The sequence below is a fragment of the Sphingomonas dokdonensis genome (genome assembly GCF_002197685.1).
Lineage (GTDB): Bacteria > Pseudomonadota > Alphaproteobacteria > Sphingomonadales > Sphingomonadaceae > Sphingomonas > Sphingomonas dokdonensis.
Window position 1 is genome coordinate 58043 of record NZ_NBBI01000004.1, and the last position, 18973, is coordinate 77015.

General features: G+C 67.0%; 18 protein-coding genes and 1 tRNA gene. 12 read left to right on the forward strand and 7 right to left on the reverse strand.

Annotation, left to right across the window (positions count from 1 at the left end; all coding sequences use genetic code 11):
• Window positions 1-3: 3 nt before the first annotated feature.
• Window positions 4-89: transfer RNA gene (locus SPDO_RS11125), tRNA-Tyr, on the reverse strand.
• Window positions 90-223: 134 nt separating this feature from the next.
• Here SPDO_RS11125 and SPDO_RS11130 point away from each other — a divergent pair.
• Together SPDO_RS11130 and rlmB are read left to right on the forward strand one after the other, a co-directional pair.
• The gene (locus SPDO_RS11130; RefSeq protein ID WP_088367586.1) at window positions 224-1828 is read left to right on the forward strand and encodes a M20/M25/M40 family metallo-hydrolase; all 1605 of its coding nucleotides are present in this window, start codon (window positions 224-226) and stop codon (window positions 1826-1828) included.
• Window positions 1828-2571 carry a 23S rRNA (guanosine(2251)-2'-O)-methyltransferase RlmB gene (rlmB, locus tag SPDO_RS11135; protein ID WP_088367587.1) on the forward strand — a complete coding sequence of 248 codons (744 nt, stop codon included), beginning with the start codon at window positions 1828-1830 and terminating at the stop codon, window positions 2569-2571. The genes SPDO_RS11130 and rlmB overlap by 1 nt, the downstream gene beginning before the upstream one ends.
• A 51-nt stretch (window positions 2572-2622) precedes the next feature.
• Here rlmB and SPDO_RS11140 read toward each other — a convergent pair whose 3' ends face one another.
• Window positions 2623-2940: a 2Fe-2S iron-sulfur cluster-binding family protein gene (locus tag SPDO_RS11140; RefSeq protein WP_088367834.1), complete on the reverse strand. Its 318-nt coding sequence runs from the start codon at window positions 2938-2940 to the stop codon at window positions 2623-2625.
• 54 nt (window positions 2941-2994) lie between these two features.
• On the opposite strand from SPDO_RS11140, the gene SPDO_RS11145 reads away from it, so the two are divergent.
• The 4 genes from SPDO_RS11145 to SPDO_RS11160 all read left to right on the forward strand — a co-directional run bounded on the left by SPDO_RS11145 (window position 2995) and on the right by SPDO_RS11160 (window position 8127).
• Complete coding sequence (locus SPDO_RS11145; protein WP_088367588.1) at window positions 2995-3624, forward strand: DNA-3-methyladenine glycosylase family protein; 630 nt, start codon at window positions 2995-2997, stop codon at window positions 3622-3624.
• A gap of 138 nt (window positions 3625-3762) precedes the next feature.
• Window positions 3763-5808: an NAD(+) synthase gene (locus SPDO_RS11150; RefSeq protein WP_088367835.1), complete on the forward strand. Its 2046-nt coding sequence runs from the start codon at window positions 3763-3765 to the stop codon at window positions 5806-5808.
• Window positions 5809-5858: 50 nt separating this feature from the next.
• Window positions 5859-7622 (forward strand): GGDEF domain-containing protein, encoded by a 1764-nt coding sequence (locus SPDO_RS11155; protein WP_088367589.1) that lies wholly within the window; start codon window positions 5859-5861, stop codon window positions 7620-7622.
• 70 nt (window positions 7623-7692) lie between these two features.
• Complete coding sequence (locus tag SPDO_RS11160; RefSeq protein ID WP_088367590.1) at window positions 7693-8127, forward strand: PaaI family thioesterase; 435 nt, start codon at window positions 7693-7695, stop codon at window positions 8125-8127.
• Between the two features lie 3 nt (window positions 8128-8130).
• On the opposite strand, the gene SPDO_RS11165 is transcribed toward SPDO_RS11160, so the two are convergent.
• The 4 genes from SPDO_RS11165 to serB form a co-directional block, all read right to left on the reverse strand.
• Complete coding sequence (locus SPDO_RS11165; RefSeq protein ID WP_088367591.1) at window positions 8131-8910, reverse strand: SDR family NAD(P)-dependent oxidoreductase; 780 nt, start codon at window positions 8908-8910, stop codon at window positions 8131-8133.
• An 82-nt stretch (window positions 8911-8992) separates the two neighbouring features.
• Window positions 8993-10420: a glucoamylase family protein gene (locus SPDO_RS11170; RefSeq protein WP_088367592.1), complete on the reverse strand. Its 1428-nt coding sequence runs from the start codon at window positions 10418-10420 to the stop codon at window positions 8993-8995.
• Window positions 10421-11416 (reverse strand): LacI family DNA-binding transcriptional regulator, encoded by a 996-nt coding sequence (locus SPDO_RS11175; protein WP_088367593.1) that lies wholly within the window; start codon window positions 11414-11416, stop codon window positions 10421-10423.
• 127 nt (window positions 11417-11543) lie between these two features.
• A complete protein-coding gene (serB, locus tag SPDO_RS11180) occupies window positions 11544-12428 on the reverse strand; it encodes a phosphoserine phosphatase SerB (protein ID WP_088367594.1) in 885 nt (294 codons plus the stop codon).
• Between serB and miaA the strand changes: the two genes are divergently transcribed.
• The 6 genes from miaA (at window position 12421) to SPDO_RS11210 (ending at window position 18497) form a co-directional block, all read left to right on the forward strand.
• Window positions 12421-13347 (forward strand): tRNA (adenosine(37)-N6)-dimethylallyltransferase MiaA, encoded by a 927-nt coding sequence (gene miaA / locus SPDO_RS11185; RefSeq protein WP_245829412.1) that lies wholly within the window; start codon window positions 12421-12423, stop codon window positions 13345-13347. The genes serB and miaA overlap by 8 nt on opposite strands.
• Before the next feature lie 74 nt (window positions 13348-13421).
• The gene (locus SPDO_RS11190) at window positions 13422-15167 is read left to right on the forward strand and encodes an acetolactate synthase 3 large subunit (RefSeq protein WP_088367596.1); all 1746 of its coding nucleotides are present in this window, start codon (window positions 13422-13424) and stop codon (window positions 15165-15167) included.
• A gap of 78 nt (window positions 15168-15245) precedes the next feature.
• Window positions 15246-15761 (forward strand): acetolactate synthase small subunit, encoded by a 516-nt coding sequence (ilvN, locus tag SPDO_RS11195; RefSeq protein ID WP_088367597.1) that lies wholly within the window; start codon window positions 15246-15248, stop codon window positions 15759-15761.
• Window positions 15762-15900: 139 nt separating this feature from the next.
• Window positions 15901-16920 (forward strand): ketol-acid reductoisomerase, encoded by a 1020-nt coding sequence (gene ilvC, locus SPDO_RS11200; RefSeq protein ID WP_088367598.1) that lies wholly within the window; start codon window positions 15901-15903, stop codon window positions 16918-16920.
• A gap of 177 nt (window positions 16921-17097) precedes the next feature.
• Window positions 17098-17778: a hypothetical protein gene (locus SPDO_RS11205; RefSeq protein ID WP_088367599.1), complete on the forward strand. Its 681-nt coding sequence runs from the start codon at window positions 17098-17100 to the stop codon at window positions 17776-17778.
• Between the two features lie 83 nt (window positions 17779-17861).
• The gene (locus SPDO_RS11210) at window positions 17862-18497 is read left to right on the forward strand and encodes a YceI family protein (protein WP_088367600.1); all 636 of its coding nucleotides are present in this window, start codon (window positions 17862-17864) and stop codon (window positions 18495-18497) included.
• Between the two features lie 3 nt (window positions 18498-18500).
• On the opposite strand, the gene SPDO_RS11215 is transcribed toward SPDO_RS11210, so the two are convergent.
• Complete coding sequence (locus tag SPDO_RS11215) at window positions 18501-18896, reverse strand: BLUF domain-containing protein (protein ID WP_088367836.1); 396 nt, start codon at window positions 18894-18896, stop codon at window positions 18501-18503.
• Between the last annotated feature and the right edge of the window lie 77 nt (window positions 18897-18973).

Here is an 18973-nt window from a genome sequence, read left to right on the forward strand (position 1 = left end):
TAATGGTGGAAGGGACTGGATTCGAACCAGTGTACACTTGCGTGGGCAGATTTACAGTCTGCTGCCTTTAACCACTCGGCCACCCTTCCACAGGGCCGCTCCGTCAGAGCGAGGGCGCCCAATGCCGAAGCGGAGCCGCCCTGTCAACGTGTGTGATCACAGTTGCGCGACGGATTTCACGCGCATAGCACGCCGGCACCATTCTGGGGGAGTATGCGAAGCCATGCGTCATCTGTTGTTCGCCGCCGCCGCTGTTATCGCGTTGCCGGTCCATGCGCAGGATCAGGCCGCGACGGTGCGGATCATGGACGAGGGCCTGTCGCATTCGCAGGTGATGACCACCGCGCAGCACCTGACCGACGTGATCGGGCCGCGGCTGACCAACTCGCCGCAGATGCGGCAGGCGGAGGCGTGGACGCAGGCGAAGTTCGCCGAATGGGGCCTGAAGAACGTCCACAAGGAAGGCTTCGACTTTGGTCGCGGCTGGTCGATCGAGCGGTCCAGCGTGCGGATGGTATCGCCGCGTCCGCTGCAGCTGACCGCCATTCCGATCGCCTGGACGCCGGCCACGAACGGCACGTTGAGCGCGCCGATCGTTGTCGCGCCGATGAAGAAGGCGCGCGATTTCGCGCAATATCGCGGCAAGCTGGCGGGCAAGATCGTGCTCGTCTCGTCGCCCGGCGAGGTCAGCGAGCGCAAGCGGCCGGTCTTCTCGCGGCTGAGCGACGAGGATCTGGGCAAGATGGATGCCTATGACGTGCCGCATCACGATCCCGATGCCGATGCGCGCGAGCTGAAGAACGCCGACTTCGAAAAGGAGCGCGACGCGTTCCTGAAGGCGGAGGGCGCGCTTGCCTATGCGACGATCTCGTACCGCGACGGCATGCTGGTGCATGGCGAAGGCTATATGTTCGAGACGGGCAAGTCCCCCTCCCTGCCCGGCGTGCAGATTGCCGCGGAGGATTACCGCCGGCTGGCGCGGCTGGCGAAGACGGGTGCGGCGCCGACGCTCGAGATCGTCAGCGATGTTCGCTACGACGACAGCGACCGGCAGGCGTACAATGTGTTCGCCGAAATCCCCGGCACCGACCCAAAGGCCGGCTATGTCATGGCTGGCGCGCATCTCGATAGCTGGGTCGCGGGCGACGGCGCGACCGACAACGCCGCCGGATCGGCGGTGGTGATGGAGGCCGCGCGGATCCTGGCGAAGCTGGGCGTCCGGCCGAAGCGCACGATCCGCTTCGCCTTGTGGAACGGCGAGGAACAGGCGCTGCTCGGCAGCCTGGCGTGGGTGGAGAAGAGCCTGGCGACGCGCGGCGGCCCGAACGATCCGCCGCTGGTCGGCGAGCGGCGCTATTACGAATGGCCCAAGCGCTGGCCGATCAATCCGCAGCCGGGCTACAAGGACCTGGCGGCATATTTCAACGTCGACAATGGATCGGGCAAGTTTCGCGGCATCTATACCGAGAACAATCCGGCCGCCGCGGCGATCTTTCGCGAATGGATGGTGCCGTTTCAGGGGCTCGGCATGACCACAGTGGCCGCCGGGCGGACCGACGGCACCGATCACGTCTTCATGCAGTCGGTCGGCGCGCCCGGCTTTCAGTTCATCCAGGATCCGCTGGAATATAGCAGCCGGACGCACCATTCCTCCGCCGACACCTTTGATCACCTGAAGGAAGAGGATATGCGGCAGGGCGCGACGATCCTCGCGTCATTCCTGTTGAACGCCGCCGATGCGGCCAAACCGATGCCGCGCCCGCCGCTGCCGACGCGGCCCGCCGTCACCAATCCCTTTGCCTACCCCGATCCGGAAGAGACCAACTGATGAAGCGTCGTGGACATCGCCCCAGCCAGGCCCCCGGCAACCGCCCCCGTTTTTGGGGGCGACACGCCGTTTTCGCCGCGCTGGCCAATCCCGAGCGCGTGGTGCGCAAGGTGTGGGCCACGCGCGAGGCGGCGGGCGAGCTGCAGCTGCCCTCGACCACGCCGGTCGTCTATGCCGATGCCGCGGATCTTGGCCGCATGGTGCCGTCCGACGCGCCGCACCAGGGGCTGGTGATCGATGTCGAGCCGCTGGAAGACGTGTGGCTCGGCGATCTTCTGGAGCAGGGACGCGACGATCGCCGGCCGCTGATCGTGCTCGATCAGGTGACCGATCCGCACAATGTGGGCGCGGTGCTGCGGTCGGCGGCGGCGTTCGATGCGCTCGGCATCGTCACGCAGGATCGGCATGCGCCGCCTGAATCGGGATCGCTGGCACGGTCGGCGTCGGGCGCGCTGGAGACGGTGCCGTGGGTGCGGGTGGTGAACCTCGCCCGTGCGCTCGACGAAATCGCCGAGGCGGGCTTCTGGCGGATCGGGCTGACCGGCCATGCCACCCAGACGCTGAACGACACGATCGGCGAGGCGCGCATCGCGCTGGTGCTGGGCGCGGAGGGCGAAGGAATGCGCCAGAACACCGAGGCGCATTGCGATCAGCTCGCCAAGCTGCCGATCAGCCCCAAGGTGGAGAGCCTGAACATCTCGAACGCCGCGGCGATCGCGCTGTACGCCATCGCGACGCGTTGAGCGATCGGCCGGCCACGTGCCCGAGCGGGGCCATGTGGCCGGCGGCGACGATCAGTCTTCCTCGGCGATCCGCACCTTCAGCCCGTCGAGCTCCGGGCCGAACGGCAGCTGGCACGACAGGCGGGAATATTCGTCGCGGCTGGTGGAGGAATCGAGCAGGTCGTTCTCGTCCTCGGTCATGGCCGGCAGTTTGGCCGCAAATTCCGGGTCGACATGGATGTGGCAGGTCGCGCAGCTGCAGCAGCCGCCGCACAGCGCAAGGATCTCGTCAATGCCGCCGTCGCGAATAACCTCCATGACGGACAGCCCAGCCGCCCCGTCAATCACCCGCTCTTCCCCGTCGCGCAGCGTGACGATAAGTTTCGACATCATGGTCTCCCCGGAAATTTCCTGCTCCCTTGCCGATCTTGAAGGCCCGCCGCAATGGGGCTGAGCGAGGCACAGTTGCGCGCGGACCTCGATGCGCTGGCCGCGATCGAGCCGCGGATCGCGGCGGCGCTGGCGCGCGTGGGCTATCCACCGACGCGGATCAGGGTGCGCGGGCACGTCACCTTGATGCGCACGATCGTGGGGCAGCAGGTGAGCGTAAAGGCCGCCGACGCGATGTGGCGCAAGCTGACGGAGGTGGTCGGCGTGGAGGCAGATCTCGAGCGGATCGCCCGCGCGAGCGACGAGGAACTGCGCGCGGCGGGCATGTCGCGGCAGAAATCGGGGTATCTGCGCAGCCTGGCGGACGAGGTGACGAGCGGTCGGCTCGATTTCGATCATCTGCCCGAGGACGACGAGGAGGCGATCGCCAAGCTGGTGCAGGTGAAGGGCATCGGGCGCTGGTCGGCCGAGATCTACCTGCTGTTTGCCGAAGGTCGCGGCGACATCTGGCCGGCGGGCGATCTGGCGGTGCAGATCGAGGTCGGCCGGATCCTCGGACATGACAGCCGACCGAGCGAGAAGCTGACGCGCGAACTTGCCGAGCCGTGGCGGCCGTATCGCGGCGCGGCAGCGATCTTCACCTGGCATCATTATGGCGCGGAGAGCGATGCGATGCCGGTGTGAGCCGGCACCCGAACAAAGACAGGTGCCGGCCGTTATAATCCGGATTGATCGCGAGCCTTGCCGTTCGCGATGCCGGCGGCGAAGGAGGCGATCACGCCCGCCCTTCGCTGCGGACGATACAAGGTGACGGTGCCGGCAATGAACACGCGCTTTTCCTCGATCCACCACCACCGCATGCTGCGCGTTGCGGCGGCAACGCCGATGGCGAGCGTCGGCGACACGGCGGCCAACGTTCGCGAGACGCTCGCGCTGGCGAAGCGCGCGCATGAGGAGGCGGTCGACCTGATCGTCTATCCGGAACTCAACCTCACCTCCTACGCGATCGACGACCTTCACCTGCAAACCGCGCAGCAGGACGCGGTGCGCGACGCGGTGCTGGCGGTGGCGGACGGCACGCGCGACCTGCGCCCGGTGCTGCTCGTCGGCGCCGCCCTCCCCCGCAACGGCCGGCTGTACAATTGCGCGGTGGCGATCGCGCGCGGGGCGATCCTGGGCGTGGTACCCAAGACGTTTCTGCCGAACTACCGCGAATATTACGAGAAGCGCTGGTTCAGCAGCGGCGCGGGGCTGAGCAGGTTGACCATCACGATCGGCGACCAAGAGGTGCCGTTCGGTACCGACCTGATCTTTGCGGCCAGCGACCTGGCGCATTTCATCTTCCATGCGGAAATCTGCGAGGATTATTGGTCCCCTACCCCGCCCTCCACGACGGGCGCGCTGGCGGGAGCGCTGGTGTGCTGCAATCTTTCCGCCTCCAATGTCGTGATCGGCAAGTCGCGCGAGCGCGCGATGCTGTCGGCGGCGCAATCGGCGCGGGCGGTGTGCGCATATGTCTATTCCGCCGCCGGGCCGGGCGAAAGCACGACCGATCTCGCGTGGGACGGCCAGGGCACGATCCACGAACTGGGTGAGCCGCTGGCCGCGTCGACGCGCTTTGCACTCGATCCCGAGCTGGTGATCGCCGATGTGGATTGCGAACGGCTGATCCAGGAGCGGCTGCGCGTCGGCACCTTCGGCGACGCGGCGACCTTTGCCGGGCATCCCGAAACGCGCTTTCGCCACGTCGGCTTCGCCCATCAGCCCGATTATGCCGATGCCGGTCTGAAGCGGGCGATCCGGCGCTTCCCCTTCGTGCCCGACACGCCCGAGCGGCTCGACGAGGACTGCTACGAGGCGTTCAATATCCAAGTGGAAGGGCTGCTGAAGCGGGTGACCGCGACCGGCGTGAAGAGCCTAGTGATCGGCGTGTCGGGCGGGCTGGATTCGACGCACGCACTGATCGTCGCGGCGAAGGCGCTCGACCGGCTGAACCGCCCGCGCACCGACATCATCGGCATCACCATGCCGGGCTTCGCCACCAGCGAGGGCACGAAGGGCAATGCGTGGAAGCTGATGCGCGCACTGGGTATCACCGCCGAGGAGATCGACATCAAGCCGGCGGCGCGCACCATGCTGGAGGGCATGGGCCATCCGTTCGCCGCGGGCGAGCCGGTGTATGACGTGACGTTCGAGAATGTGCAGGCGGGCCTGCGCACCGATTATCTGTTCCGCATCGCCAACCAGCGCGCCGGGCTGGTGGTGGGCACGGGCGACCTCAGCGAGCTGGCGCTCGGCTGGTGCACCTATGGCGTGGGCGATCACATGAGCCACTATGGCGTCAACGCCGGGGTGCCCAAGACGCTGATCCAGTTCCTGATCCGCTGGTGCATCGCGACTGATCAATATGATGCCGAGACGGACGCGGTGCTCGACGCCGTTCTGGCGCAGGAAATCTCGCCCGAGCTTGTTCCCGCGGACGCGACCGGCGCGATCCAGAGCACCGAAAGCAAGATCGGGCCGTACCCGCTCAACGACTTCTTTGCGCATTACGTGATCCGTCACGGGCTGGCGCCATCGAAGATCGCGTTCCTTGCCTGGCATGCGTGGCGCGACCTGGAGGCTGGCCGCTGGCCGATCGGCTATCCCGACGAGGCGCGCACCGCCTATGATCTCGACACCATCAAGAGCTGGCTGGAGAAGTTCCTGTTCCGATTTTTTCAGATCAGCCAGTTCAAGCGATCGGCGCTACCCAACGCGCCCAAGGTGTCGGCCGGGGGCGCGGTGTCGCCGCGTGGTGACTGGCGCGCGCCGTCCGACGGCACGGCGCAGACGTGGCTTGCCGAACTGGCGGCGAACGGCCCTTAAAGACGGGCAATAGCAACCCGGCGTTTACCGTCGGCGGCTAACGGAGGCAAATGTCGACCACACCCGCACGACGGCGTGCCTCCTTGTTGCTGCTGGGTGTCGCCTATTTCGTGCTGTGCGCCGGCACCCTGCGGCTGACCCGTTTCGACGGTGGCGTGGCCTTTATCTGGGTCGCCGCCGCCTTGTTGACGGCACGGCTGACGACGCTGCCGCGGGAGCGGTGGGGCGCGCCGCTCGTGATCTGCGGCCTAGCGAGCTTTACGGCCACGTCCATCTGGGGCTTCGGCCCGGTGCTGGCACTGCCGCTTGCGCTGATCAACGTGCTGGAAAGCGTGATCGGTGCGATCCTGTTGCGCAGGCTGGCGCCGCGCCGCTCGGTGCTCGAGTCGCAGCGATGGTTGCTCGTTTTCGTGCTGGCGGCGGGCGTCGTCGCGCCTGCCATGTCCGCGATCCTGGCGACCATCACGCTGACGATCGCGACCGACCAGCTGCCGCTGAAAAGCCTGATCAACTGGTACAGTGGCCATGCGCTCGGCACGCTCACCTTCATGCCGATTTTCATGCTCGTGCTGCGTGGCGACGCGCTGCGGCTGATCAGGCAGACGACCCTGGCGCAGCTGTCGCAGGCGACTGTTCTCCTCGCGTTTACCAGCGTCATCAGCATCGTCAGCTTCGCGCAGCACGGTTTGCCGTTGCTGTTCCTGCCGTTGTTGCCGATGGTTCTCGCGACGTTTCGCGGCGGCCCCCTGTCTACGGCCGCCTCCATCGTTATGCTGGCGGTGATCGGCGGCGCCTTCACGTTGCTGGGTTACGGCCCGATCGCACGGATCGACGCACCGACCGGCGCGCGGATGCAGTTCCTTCAGCTCTACATCGCCTGCGCCATGCTGATGGTGCTGCCCGCGCGTGCCGAGCTGCAGCAACGCGCCAATCTGTTCCGCAAGCTGCGCGAAAGCGAAGCGCGCTACCGGGTGCTGACCGAGCATTCGACCGACATCGTCATCAACGTCGATCGGCAAGGCCTTTTGCGCTTCGCCTCGACCTCGATCCGGCAGATCAGCGGCAGCAGCCCCGACCAGCTGATCGGACGGCCAATCGCCACCATGCTGCGCGGGCCGGACGCCGACCGGATCGCAGGTTTCCTCGATCAGATCATCGCCGAGCCGGAACAGCCGCATATTCATGAGTTCCGCGCCATCAGCAGAAATGGCGACATGCGCTGGCTCGAGACGCACAGCCATGCGGTGATGGACGATGCCGGGCAGGTCAGCGGCGTGGTGAGCGCCATTCGCGACGTCTCCAAGCGCAAGGCGCATGAGGAGCGGCTGGCACATGCCGCGCTGACCGATCCGTTGACCGGGCTCGCCAATCGCCGCGGGCTCGACGCGGAGCTGACCGCGCGGCTTTCGTCCGGTGTCGGCGGCTGCCTTGCGCTGTTCGACCTCGACCATTTCAAGCGGGTCAACGACACATTCGGCCATGCCACCGGTGACGAGGTGCTGCGCCGCTTTGCCGCACTGGCGCGTGCCAGTGTGCGCGATCAGGATCTTGTCGCGCGACTTGGCGGCGAGGAATTCGCCGTGGTGCTGCCCGACATCAGCATGAGCCAGGCGACCTTTGTCTGCGATCGCCTGCGCCGTGCGATCGGCGACGCCGGCATGCGCGTGAACGATCAGCTGATCGCCCTGACGGTCAGCGGCGGCGTCGCGATGTTTGGGCGTGACCAGACGGCAGATGCGGTGCTGCGTGCGGCGGACGCGGCGTTGTACCGCGCCAAGCACGCCGGGCGCGATCAGGTGGCGCTCGCCGCCTGAGCGGATCCGCTTGATCCTGCATCGACCCGGCGCCAGGGTGATCGCCACAAGAGAAACGGCGGGAGGCGGGATGACCGATCAGGAAACGGGCGTGCACGAATTGAGCCGGACACTCGGTCTCGTACGGGTGGTCGAAATGGATCCGGTGGGGCGCGCGCGGCTGGAATATCGGGCCGGGCAGCACATGTGCCATTCCGGCGGCGTAGTGCAGGGCGGCTTTGTCACCGGCTGGATCGACGCGGCGATGGCGCATGCGGCGATCGCGATGGGCGGCGCGGACGTGGTGCCGATGTCGCTGGAACTGAAAGTGAGCTTCTTCGCGCCGGCGCGGCCCGGCCTGGTGATCGCCGAGGGCTGGGTCGAGCGGCGCGGGCGCAGCACCTGCTTTTTCGAGGGGCGATTGCTCGATACCGCCGGCAAGGTGCTGGCCAAGGCGAGTTCCACCCTGATGCTGGCCGCGCGAGACCGGGTGGAGCAGGCCGCCAAGGCCGCCCTGCCGGGCTGAGCCTCAGGCGTTGCGCGCCATCAGGCCGCCGTCGACCGGGATGATCGCGCCGGTGACGAAGCTGGCGGCGGGCGCACACAGGCTGGCGGTCATGAACGCCACCTCCTCCGGCATGCCATAGCGGCGCAGCGCGGTGCGGCGCGCGGCATAGACCTGCTTCGCCTCGTCGGGGATCGCGTGGGTCATGCCGGTTTCCACCGGGCCGGGGCAGATGCAATTCACCGTGATGCCCGACTTGCCGAGCTCGACCGCCAGGCTGCGCGTCAGGCCGATCACACCCGCCTTCGCCGCGGAATAGGCGCTGAAACCGGCGGTGGCGCCCAGCCCTTCGGTCGAGGCGATGTTGACGATACGCGGATTGGCGGCCTTGCGCAGATGCGGCAGCGCGGCGCGGATCAGCCGCTGATGCGCGGTCAGCAGGATCGCCAGGTGCCGATCCCAATGGTCGTCGTAATCGGCGTCGTCGATCGGGCGATTGGCGGAGATGCCGGCGTTGTTCACGATGATCGACAGGTCGCCAAACGTGTCGGCCACGTCCTCAACCACCGAGCGGATCTGGGCGTGATCGCCGACGTCGAGCACCTTGGCGACCGCGTGCAGCCCCTCGCCCGTGATCTCGTCGACGACGGCCTGCACAGCCTCTAGCCGGACATCGGTCACCGCCACCCTGGCGCCGGCACGCGCGAGGAGGATGGCGGTGGCCCGGCCCATGCCGCTCGCCGCGCCGGTGACGATCGTGCCGGCGCCATCCAGGCGCGCGCCGATCTCGGGAATAGCTCGCATCAGATCTCTCTCCTCGCTTTTTGTCGAATCGCAGCGTTGCGGGAGATTAAGCGGAAGGGCGCGGCGATTGCACGCCGGGTCGTTACTTCAGCCAGCCGCCGGTGAAGCCCGCGCGGCTCAATCCGCGGCGCACGATCGGGCTGTCGCGCAGCACCTTCCAGACGAAATCGCTGCGGTGGTTCGCCGCCTGGAGGATGATGGGCGCCTGGTTCATCGCCAGATAGTTGCGCGCCACCCAGCCATGCTCAACGCTGACGTTGCCCGTGGACGAGGCGATTTCCGGGAAGCGGAAGCTGGCGTTGAACGCGTCGAGAAAGCCGTATTCGCGATACTGCCCGGGCACGGCGCTGAGCGCGCGCGCGGTGGGGAGGACGATCTCGGGCGCGAATGGCAGGCTGGCGAGCGCCGCTGCGGGCGCGATCGTGCCGTCGTCGTGCTCGCCAGGCTGGTCGAGCGGGCCGCGTGCGGCGTATCCGAAGAAGCGGCGCGTCTCGCCCTTGTACGCATGCTCGTGATCGCCCGGTCCGTCGCAGGCGGTGAGGCCCCACAGCTCGGCCGAATAACTCTCCCACCGGCGCGGATTGGCGATGCAATAGGCGCGGTTGGCGTAGGTGGCGCGGCGGCTGTTCTCGAAATAATCGAAGTTCGCGCCGCGCATCACGACGTCGCGGATGCCGCGGAAATCGATCCACATGTGGCTGCGCTGGTGACCCATCAGGGGCGCGTAGGCGAGGTGGCGGGTTTCGCCGTCGCCGCGCCAGAGCAAGGGATAGGAGGCGCACCACGCCTCCCACGCGCCGTCCTCCACCGCGTGCCGCCCCGAACCGAGCGCCAGCAGCACGGCCACCATGCCCTCGTTATAGCCGGAAAGGCGATCCGCGCCGAAGCCGTCCTCCGGGCGCCAGCGCAGCGCGAGGTTCGCTGCGCCGTTCTGAAACCAGAGCCACTCGGCGCGGTCGACGATGTCGCCGGAAAGGCGCCGGATCTCTTGCTCTTGCTCGGTGTCGCCGGTCCACCAGCCGGCGGCAAAGAGCATGCCCATGTGGAGCATGGCCGTGTCCACGCTGGACAGGGCGGCCTGCCGGTAGCGCAGGCCCGTCCTCATATCGAGTGCGCTGTAGAAGAAGCCGCGGTGCCCGGCGGTGCCGGCGACCGCATCGCCCTGCGGCGCGGCATCGAAGAAGCGCAAGGCGGCGAGCGTCAGCTCGCGGGCGAGATCGCGCTTGATCCAGCCGCGTGCGACCGCGATCGGCCAGATCGCCAGCGCAGCACCGGTTGGCGCGATGCTGGCCCCGCTGGCGTCAGGCCAGCGCGCGGGGATGAGCCCGTTCAGCGGGTTCACCGTATCGCGGAAATAGCGAAAGGTGCGATATTCGATCTGCTCGTAGAAGTCCGGCAGCGTCGCCACCGGCGCCTTGGGCGTGATCGGCACCGCAGGATCGGTGCAGCCGGCCATCAGCCCGGCCATTCCCAACGAGGAGCGCGCGAGAAACGCGCGGCGGTCAACCATTTACGGCTCCATCACGGTCGTGCCGCGCACGATCAGCGGCGGCACGATCAGGTCGGCGGTGGGCACTTCGCCCGCGCCCTCGCCCTCACCTTCCAACGCGTCGATCAGCCGTGTCGCGGCGCGGCCGCCGAGGTCCGCCATGTTGACGCGCAGGGTGGTGAGCGAGACGTAGCGGGCGAGTGGCACATCGTCGAACCCGGCCACCGCCACGTCCTGCGGGATGCGCCGGCCCGCGTCGCGCAGCGTCTGCAACGCACCCAGCGCCATCATGTCGTTCGCGACAAAGACCGCGTCGATCGCGGCGTCGGTAGTCAGCAACTCGGCCATCGCGCGCGCGCCGCCGGCCTCGGTGAAGTCACCTTCGGCCATGGCGATCGGTGTCCCGGCCGGCAGCGCCGCGGCGAAGCCGTCACGACGCTCGAGTGCGTCGGCGTTGATGGCCGGCCCGGCGATATGGGCGAAGCGCTTGCGCCCGATCGTGACGAAATGACGCGCAACCGCTGCCGCGCCGCCGCGATTGTCGACGCGCAGCGCCGGGCCGCCGGCATAATCCGGCGTGTTGATGGTCACGGTCGGCAGTCTGGGCGGCAGAAGCGCGGCGAATGCCGGCGGAGCGACGTGCGGCGCCATCGCGACCAAGCCATCGACGCGGCCACGCATGGCACGCAGCGCCGCCGCCATATGGTCCTCCCCCTCGTCGATGTTGGACAGGATGAGGTGATAGCCGCGCGCGCTGGCCGCACCCGCGAGGCCGCGGATCACCTCCGAGAAGAACTCGCCATGCAGATCGGGCATGACGACACCGATCGCGTGGGTACGGGCGAGGCTGAGGCTGCGCGCGCCGGCATGCGGCACATAGCCCAGCGCCTCGGCAGCGGCGAGCACGCGGGCGCGCGTATCCGGGTGAACACTCGACAGGCCATTCAGCGCGCGGGAGACGGAGGCGACCGACACGGCGGCGCGCCGCGCCACGTCGCGGATCGTGGCTCCTGTCATCCTGCCCCTCCCCTGTTTTCGCCCGAACTGGCCTGTTGCCGTACGTAACCGGTTACGGGTGAGCAACGGCTATCTGACGCTGACCAACTCACGCCTTGTGGCGGCACGCGCGGCGCGCCTCTTCGCCCTATGCCTCGTCGACCCACTTGGCACGCGGGATGCCTTGCGCCCACAGCAGCGCCGTCAGATCATTATGGTCGATCCGCGCCGCCGCGGCTGCGGCGACCACCGGCTTGGCGTGGTAAGCCACGCCCAATCCGGCGATGTTGATCATGGCGAGGTCGTTGGCACCGTCACCCACCGCCAGCGTGCGCGCATCCGGGATGTCGAGCGCCGCGCGCGTTTCGCGCAGGGTCCGCTCCTTGGTGGCGGAATCGACGATCGGCTTCGTCACCGTGCCGGCAAGCTGTCCGTCCTCCACGACGAGGGTGTTGGCGATCGCCCGGTCAAAGCCGATCGCCTGGGCCACGGGATCGGCGAAGGCGGTGAAGCCGCCGGATACGAGGATCGCGGTCGCGCCGCGCGCGCGCATCGTCTGCACCAGCATACGCGCGCCCGGCATCAGGTGGACGCGCTCCTCACGGCACCGATCGATGGCGCCGGCGTCCAGCCCCTTGAGCAGCGCGACGCGCGCGTCGAGCGCGGCGGCAAAATCGAGCTCGCCGCGCATGGCGGCTTCGGTAATCTCGGCGATCTGGGGCTTTATGCCGGCATAGTCGGCCAGTTCGTCGATACATTCGACGGTGATCATGGTGGAATCCATGTCGGCGATCAGCAGGTGCTTTTCACGCGCCGCGCTGGGCTGCACGACCACGTCCACGCCCTCGAACGCGCCCTCGATCGCGGCGCGCGCGGCGTCCATCGCGGTGGCGAAGGGGATATCGGCCGCGTCGCCTTCATCGATCCAGGCGCCGGCCTCCGGCGCGCATCCCGCAGCGGCGAGGCGTTCGGTTGCGTCCGACAGGATGTGGGCGGTCAGGCGACCGGCTGCTATCAAGGTTGCAGTGAACACACGCATTTCCCTTCCCAAGCTGGCGCTCATCGCAGGGCCGACCGCCAGCGGCAAGTCATCGTGCGCCCTCGCTCTGGCGCAACAAACGGACGGCGTGATCATCAACGCCGATGCGAGCCAGGTCTATCGCGACCTGCGCGTGATCACCGCCCGGCCGAGCGTGGCGGACGAAGCGGCAGCGGAGCATCGGCTGTACGGCCATGTCGATGGCGCGATCGCCTGTTCGGCCGCGGATTGGGCCGAGGAAGCGCGCGCCGCGATCGCGGCGGTGATGGCGGAGGGGCGCCTGCCGATCCTGACCGGGGGCACGGGGCTGTATATGCGCACGCTGCTGGACGGCATCGCGCCGGTGCCGGCGATCGACGCAGGCGTGCGCGCGGCGGTGCGCGCGTTGCCGGTGAAGGAGGCGTATGCCGCGCTGACGCTGGAGGATCCCGCAGCCGCCCAGCGTCTCGCGCCGGCCGACAGCGCGCGGGTGGCGAGGGCGTTGGAGGTGGTGCGCTCGACGGGCGAGCCGCTGCAGCACTGGCAGGCACAGCGGACCGGCGGGATCGGGGATCAGGTGGACGTCTTGCCGCTGATCATCCTGCCGGACCGCGTTGCGCTGAACGAGCGGATCGATCAGCGGCTGACTGCCATGTTCGACGGCCGGGCGGTGGATGAGGTGGCGATGCTCCTGGCGCGCAGCGACGTTCCGGCGGATGCGCCGATCCGGCGGGCGATCGGCGTTCCCGAGATCGCAGCGCTGCTCCGCGGAGAGATCAGCAAAGCCGAAGCGATCGAGCAGGCGGCCGGTGCCACCCGGCGCTATGCCAAACGGCAATACACCTGGTTTCGCCATCAATTTCCCCAAAGCTGGCCACGTGTGCTAGACAGCAAGAGCATCAATTTGAAAGAATATTTCAACATTAACGGTTGACGCGCAATTTTAGGCGCCGTAGCGCGCCAACCGCTGCTGGAGCGGCAGCATAATCGATTGGAAGGAATTTCGACGTGACCGAGAAGAGCGGAGCAGACATCCTGGTCGAGGCGCTGTGCGATCTCGGCGTGGACGTCATCTTCGGCTATCCAGGCGGCGCCGTTCTTCCCATTTACGACGCCCTGTTCCGGTCCAAGCGCATTCGCCACGTCCTCGTCCGGCACGAGCAGGCGGCGACGCATGCCGCGGAGGGCTATGCCCGCTCTACCGGCAAGCCGGGTGTCGTTCTGGTCACCTCCGGCCCGGGTGCGACCAACGCGGTGACGGGCATCACCGATGCGCTGCTCGATTCGATCCCGATGGTCGTCATCACCGGTCAGGTGCCGACCGGGCTGATCGGCTCGGATGCGTTCCAAGAGGCCGATACCGTCGGCATCACGCGCCACTGCACCAAGCATAATTATCTGGTGAAGGATCCTGCCTTGCTCGGCGGGATCATTCACGAGGCGTTTCATATCGCCACGTCGGGCCGCCCCGGCCCGGTCGTGATCGACGTGCCCAAGGACGTTCAGGTCGCGACCGCTGCCTATCAGAAGCCGGGGCCGATCCAGCACAAGACCTATCGCCCGGCCGTGAAGGCGGATCGCAGCGCGATCGAGCAGGCGGTCGAGATGCTGGCCGCGGCGGAGCGGCCGATCTTCTATACCGGCGGCGGGATCATCAATTCCGGTCCGGCGGCGTCGCAGCTGTTGCAGGAGCTCGCCCGGCTAACCGGCGCGCCCGTCACCTCGACGTTGATGGGGCTCGGCTGCTTCCCGGCCAGCTCGCCGCAGTTCCTCGGCATGCTGGGCATGCACGGAACCTATGAAGCCAATATGGCGATGAACCAAGCCGATCTGATCGTGAACATCGGCGCGCGCTTCGACGATCGCGTCACCGGCCGGCTCGACGCCTTTTCGCCGCACAGCCGCAAGATCCACATCGATGTCGACCGCTCCAGCATCAACAAGACGGTGCGGATCGACCTGGGCATCGTTGCCGATGCGGGCCATGCGATGGAGGACATGCTGCGCATCTGGAAGGCGCGTCAGCATCCCAAGCCCGACACAGCCGAATGGTGGCGGCGTATCCAGGGCTGGCGCGCGGTGCAGTGCCTTGCCTATCCGCAGGACGACAAGGTCATCATGCCGCAGCGCGCGATCCAGGCGCTTTGGCAGGCGACGCACGAGCGTGAGCCGATCATCACCACCGAGGTCGGCCAGCACCAGATGTGGGCGGCGCAATATTTCGGGTTCGAAAAGCCGAACAAGTGGCTCACCTCGGGCGGGCTCGGCACGATGGGCTATGGCTTGCCGGCGGCGATCGGGGCGCAGCTTGGCCATCCGAATGCCCTGGTGATCGACATCGCGGGCGAGGCCTCGATCCAGATGAACATTCAGGAACTGGCGACGGCGACGCAATATCGCCTGCCGGTAAAGGTCTTCATCCTGAACAACGAATATATGGGCATGGTGCGCCAGTGGCAGGAGCTCACCTATGAGAGCCGCTATGCCGAAAGCTATTCGGACTCGCTGCCCGATTTCGTGAAGCTGTCCGAAGCCTATGGCTGGAAGGGTATTCGCATCGAGCATCCCGACCAGCTGGAACAGGGCATTGCCGACATGCTGGCGCACGACGGCCCGGTGATGGTGGATTGCATGGTGGCGAAGCTCGCCAATTGCTTCCCCATGATCCCGAGCGGCGCCGCACATACGGACATGATCCTGCAGGCGAACGAAGTATCGGGCACCATGGACGACGAGGCCAAGGCGCTGGTCTGAGCCGACCCGCTTCTTTTTTTCGCTTTTACCATTCTTCCCCGCCCCCCTCGCCTGTCGAGGGGGGAGAAGGACCGTACAGTGCACATCAAATCCGAAGCAGCCGAGCGGCATACGCTTGCCGTGATCGTCGACAACGAGCCGGGCATCCTCGCCCGCATCGCCGGCCTGTTCACCGCGCGCGGCTATAATATCGAGAGCCTGACGGTGAGCGAGATCACCGTGGACAAGGCGGTGAGCCGGATCACCATCGTCACCTCCGCCAGCAAGCCGATGCTGGAGCAGATCGTGGCGCAGCTCGACCGGCTGGTGCCCGTGCACAAGGTGCGCGATCTGACCGCGGAGGGCGCGCATGTCGAGCGCGAGCTGGCGCTGGTGAAGGTGCGCGGCGTGGGCGATCACCGGATCGAGGCGCTGCGGCTGGCCGACGTCTACCGCGCGCGGGTGGTCGATGCGACCACCTCCTCCTTCGTTTTCGAAGTGACCGGCGGGATCGAGAAGATCGACAAGTTCGTCGAGCTGATGGGCGAAGTCGGCCTGATCGAGGTGGCGCGCACCGGCGTGGTCGCCATCGCCCGCGGCAAGGACGCCGCCTGAGTTTCAATAGAGATCACCACCAAACGTCACCCTGAACTTGTTTCGGGGTCCATGTTTCCGCAAGCGGCGGCGCCCCTTGTTGCACGATGGATGCTGAAACAAGTTCAGCATGACGCCCATGTAGAAAGGAAGAGATTGCATGCGTGTCTATTACGATCGTGACGCCGACCTGAACCTGCTGTCGTCCAAGAAGATCGCCATTGTCGGCTATGGTTCGCAGGGCCACGCCCATGCGCAGAACCTGCGCGACAGCGGCGTGAAGGAAGTCGCCATCGCGCTGCGCGAGGGCTCACCGACCACGAAGAAGGTCGAGGCGGCAGGCTTCAAGGTCCTGTCGAACAAGGATGCCGCCGCCTGGGCCGACATCGTCATGATCCTGGCGCCCGACGAGCATCAGGCGGCGATCTGGAAGAATGACCTGAAGGGCAACATGAAGCCGGGCAGTGCGCTCGCCTTCGCCCACGGCCTCAACGTCCATTTCGGGCTGATCGAGGCGCCTTCCGATATCGACGTCATCATGATCGCGCCCAAGGGCCCGGGCCACACGGTGCGCAGCGAATATGTGAAGGGCGGCGGCGTCCCCTGCCTCATCGCCGTGCACCAGGATGCGAGCGGCAACGCCCATGACATCGCGCTCGCTTATGCCAGCGGCGTCGGTGGCGGCCGCTCGGGCATCATCGAGACGAACTTCAAGGAAGAGTGCGAAACCGACCTGTTCGGCGAGCAGGCGGTGCTGTGCGGCGGCATCACCCACCTGATCCAGGCCGGCTTCGAGACGCTGGTCGAGGCGGGTTATGCCCCCGAAATGGCCTATTTCGAGTGCCTCCACGAAACCAAGCTGATCGTCGACCTGCTGTATGAGGGCGGCATCGCCAACATGCGCTATTCGATCAGCAACACCGCCGAATATGGCGACATCACCACCGGCCCGCGGATCATCACCGACGAGACGAAGAAGGAGATGAAGCGCGTGCTGGCCGACATCCAGTCGGGCCGCTTCGTGAAGAACTTCGTGCTCGACAACCGTGCCGGGCAGCCCGAGCTGAAGGCGGCGCGCAAGGCGGCCGAGGCGCACCCGATCGAGAAGACCGGGGCCGAGCTGCGCGCGATGATGCCATGGATCGGCGCGAACAAGCTGGTCGACAAGGAAAAGAACTGAGCCAACTTGCGCCGTGCTGCCGTCCGTCGATCCGGATGGCAGCATGGCGCCGCGTCGGCACTGCATTGTAGATGAGCGCCTGAGCGACTAGGCAGCGCGGCGATGCGCCCGGCGTCTTCCCCTTATGCGACGTACCGGGCGCGCCCGTCCTGGCGGGATCGCGCCACATCCGGCGCGATGGCGCTGCTGGTCGTCGGGCTGCTCATCTGGGTGCTCATCAAGATGGGTGGGTTGCCGCTGCTGCCGCCCGGCGACGGCCGCTCGCTCAGCACCTTCGATGTGGGCGAAGCCGGCCCGGCGCAGGACGAACGCCCGAAGCAGCGCGAGCAGCGCCAGCAAGAGCGGCCGCAGCAGGCACGGCCGCGCCCTGCCCCACCCGTCACCGAGCCGCTGCCGCCCCCGCCGCCGATCGACCTGCCCGGCGTCATCAAGCTGTCGCGCGCCGACTTCGCGGGTTCAGACATCGCGCAGGTGGCGCCGACAGCACCGTCCGGCAGCGCGACCGCCGGTGCCGGCACGGGCGCCGGTAGCAGCGACAAGGGGATTGCGGGCGCCGCGCCGGGCGGCGAGACGCTGTACGCCGCCGAATGGGTCCGCGAGCCGACCCGTGCAGAGCTCGTCACCTATCTGCCGCCGCGTCAGGAAAGCGGATGGGGCACGATCATCTGCCGCACCGCCGAGCGCAACCGGGTGGAGGATTGTCGCGAGACCGGCGAAACGCCCGGCTCGAACATCGCGCGCGGCTTGCGCCGGGCATCGTGGCAGTTCCTGGTCCGCCCGCCGCGCGTCAACGGAAAGCCGCTGATCGGCGCTTGGGTGAGCATCAAGTTCGATCTGACCGTCGGCGTAGCGAAATAGGCGAAACAGGTCGTTTCGCGCGGGAGCTTTCCGGCGGCGACGCGTTGTGGTTACAAACGCGAAACGGTCAGGGAGCCTTTATCATGCGCATCGCACACGCCTTCTTGCTTTCCACACTTCTCACCGGCGCCGTCGTGGCGCAGCAGGCGCCGAGCAGCCTGCCGGGCACCAAAAACGTGGCGGCCATTTCAGGTGGCACCTACACCGCCGACGCCGGTCATACGCTGGTCGAGTGGACGGTCGATCACTTCGGCTTCACGCCCTATTTCGGTCTGTTCGGCAATGTGACCGGCACGCTGATGCTCGATCCCAATAACCCCGCCGCCGCCAAGGTGGACGTGACGATCCCGGTCGCCGACGTGACCACCGCGAGCGCCGGCCTGACCAAGCATCTGCTGAAGCCCGCGGAGGACGGCAAGAAGGCCGATTTCTTCGGGGCATCGCCGGCAGCGGCGCGCTTCGTCTCCACCAAGGTGACGCCGAACGGGCAGAATGCGAAGATCGACGGCAATCTGACGCTGAACGGCGTGACGCGGCCGGTGACGCTGAACGCCAGCTTCTACGGCGCGGGCAAGATGCCGGCGCAGATGGGCGGCAAGGAGAATGTCGGCTTCACCGCGACGGGAACGATCCGCCGCAGCGAATTCAACGTCGGCTATGCCATCCCGATGGTGTCGGACGAAGTGAAGCTGAAGATCATGGCCGCGTTTCAGAAGTAAGCGTTACGCGGCACGTCGGGCGGCGATCAGCCCTTCGAACGTGCCGCGAACCGACGGCGAGGCGCCGGCGAGATATTGGCGCATGCGCCCGTCGAAGGCGTCCGCCGTATCGCCCGGGCCGCGCCGTGCCATTTCCCAGGCGCCGAATTCGCGCACGGCGATGGTGCGATCCTGCAGCACCACGATGCCGCGATGCCGGGCATCGATCTTGATCCGGCCGAGGACGCCCTGCACGGCCTCCTCCGGCCCTTCGAGAACTTGGAGAAAACGATGCGCGTCGGTCCACAACAGACCGGTGACGCCCTCGCGCCGATTGTTGCGCATCGAAATGGCGAGAATTTCGCCAATGTCGATCCCGGCGCCCGGCGCAGCCGTGCTGATGTAAAGAAGCTGGCGCACCGTTGCTATCTCCTTGGCCGTTCGGTCGGCAGCGATGCCTTTGGCCTGCAAATGATTACGAAAGCGTCAAATTCCTT

Excerpts from the sequence above, each read along its gene's own strand:
- SPDO_RS11155 (WP_088367589.1), top strand. The coding sequence starts at position 5,859 with ATGTCGACCACACCCGCACGACGGCGTGCCTCCTTGTTGCTGCTGGGT.
- SPDO_RS11205 (WP_088367599.1), top strand. The coding sequence starts at position 17,098 with ATGGCGCTGCTGGTCGTCGGGCTGCTCATCTGGGTGCTCATCAAGATG.
- SPDO_RS11145 (WP_088367588.1), top strand. The coding sequence starts at position 2,995 with ATGGGGCTGAGCGAGGCACAGTTGCGCGCGGACCTCGATGCGCTGGCC.
- SPDO_RS11160 (WP_088367590.1), top strand. The coding sequence starts at position 7,693 with ATGACCGATCAGGAAACGGGCGTGCACGAATTGAGCCGGACACTCGGT.
- SPDO_RS11210 (WP_088367600.1), top strand. The coding sequence starts at position 17,862 with ATGCGCATCGCACACGCCTTCTTGCTTTCCACACTTCTCACCGGCGCC.
- SPDO_RS11140 (WP_088367834.1), bottom strand. The coding sequence starts at position 2,940 with ATGTCGAAACTTATCGTCACGCTGCGCGACGGGGAAGAGCGGGTGATT.
- rlmB (WP_088367587.1), top strand. The coding sequence starts at position 1,828 with ATGAAGCGTCGTGGACATCGCCCCAGCCAGGCCCCCGGCAACCGCCCC.
- SPDO_RS11170 (WP_088367592.1), bottom strand. The coding sequence starts at position 10,420 with ATGGTTGACCGCCGCGCGTTTCTCGCGCGCTCCTCGTTGGGAATGGCC.
- SPDO_RS11165 (WP_088367591.1), bottom strand. The coding sequence starts at position 8,910 with ATGCGAGCTATTCCCGAGATCGGCGCGCGCCTGGATGGCGCCGGCACG.
- ilvC (WP_088367598.1), top strand. The coding sequence starts at position 15,901 with ATGCGTGTCTATTACGATCGTGACGCCGACCTGAACCTGCTGTCGTCC.
- SPDO_RS11150 (WP_088367835.1), top strand. The coding sequence starts at position 3,763 with ATGAACACGCGCTTTTCCTCGATCCACCACCACCGCATGCTGCGCGTT.
- SPDO_RS11130 (WP_088367586.1), top strand. The coding sequence starts at position 224 with ATGCGTCATCTGTTGTTCGCCGCCGCCGCTGTTATCGCGTTGCCGGTC.
- SPDO_RS11175 (WP_088367593.1), bottom strand. The coding sequence starts at position 11,416 with ATGACAGGAGCCACGATCCGCGACGTGGCGCGGCGCGCCGCCGTGTCG.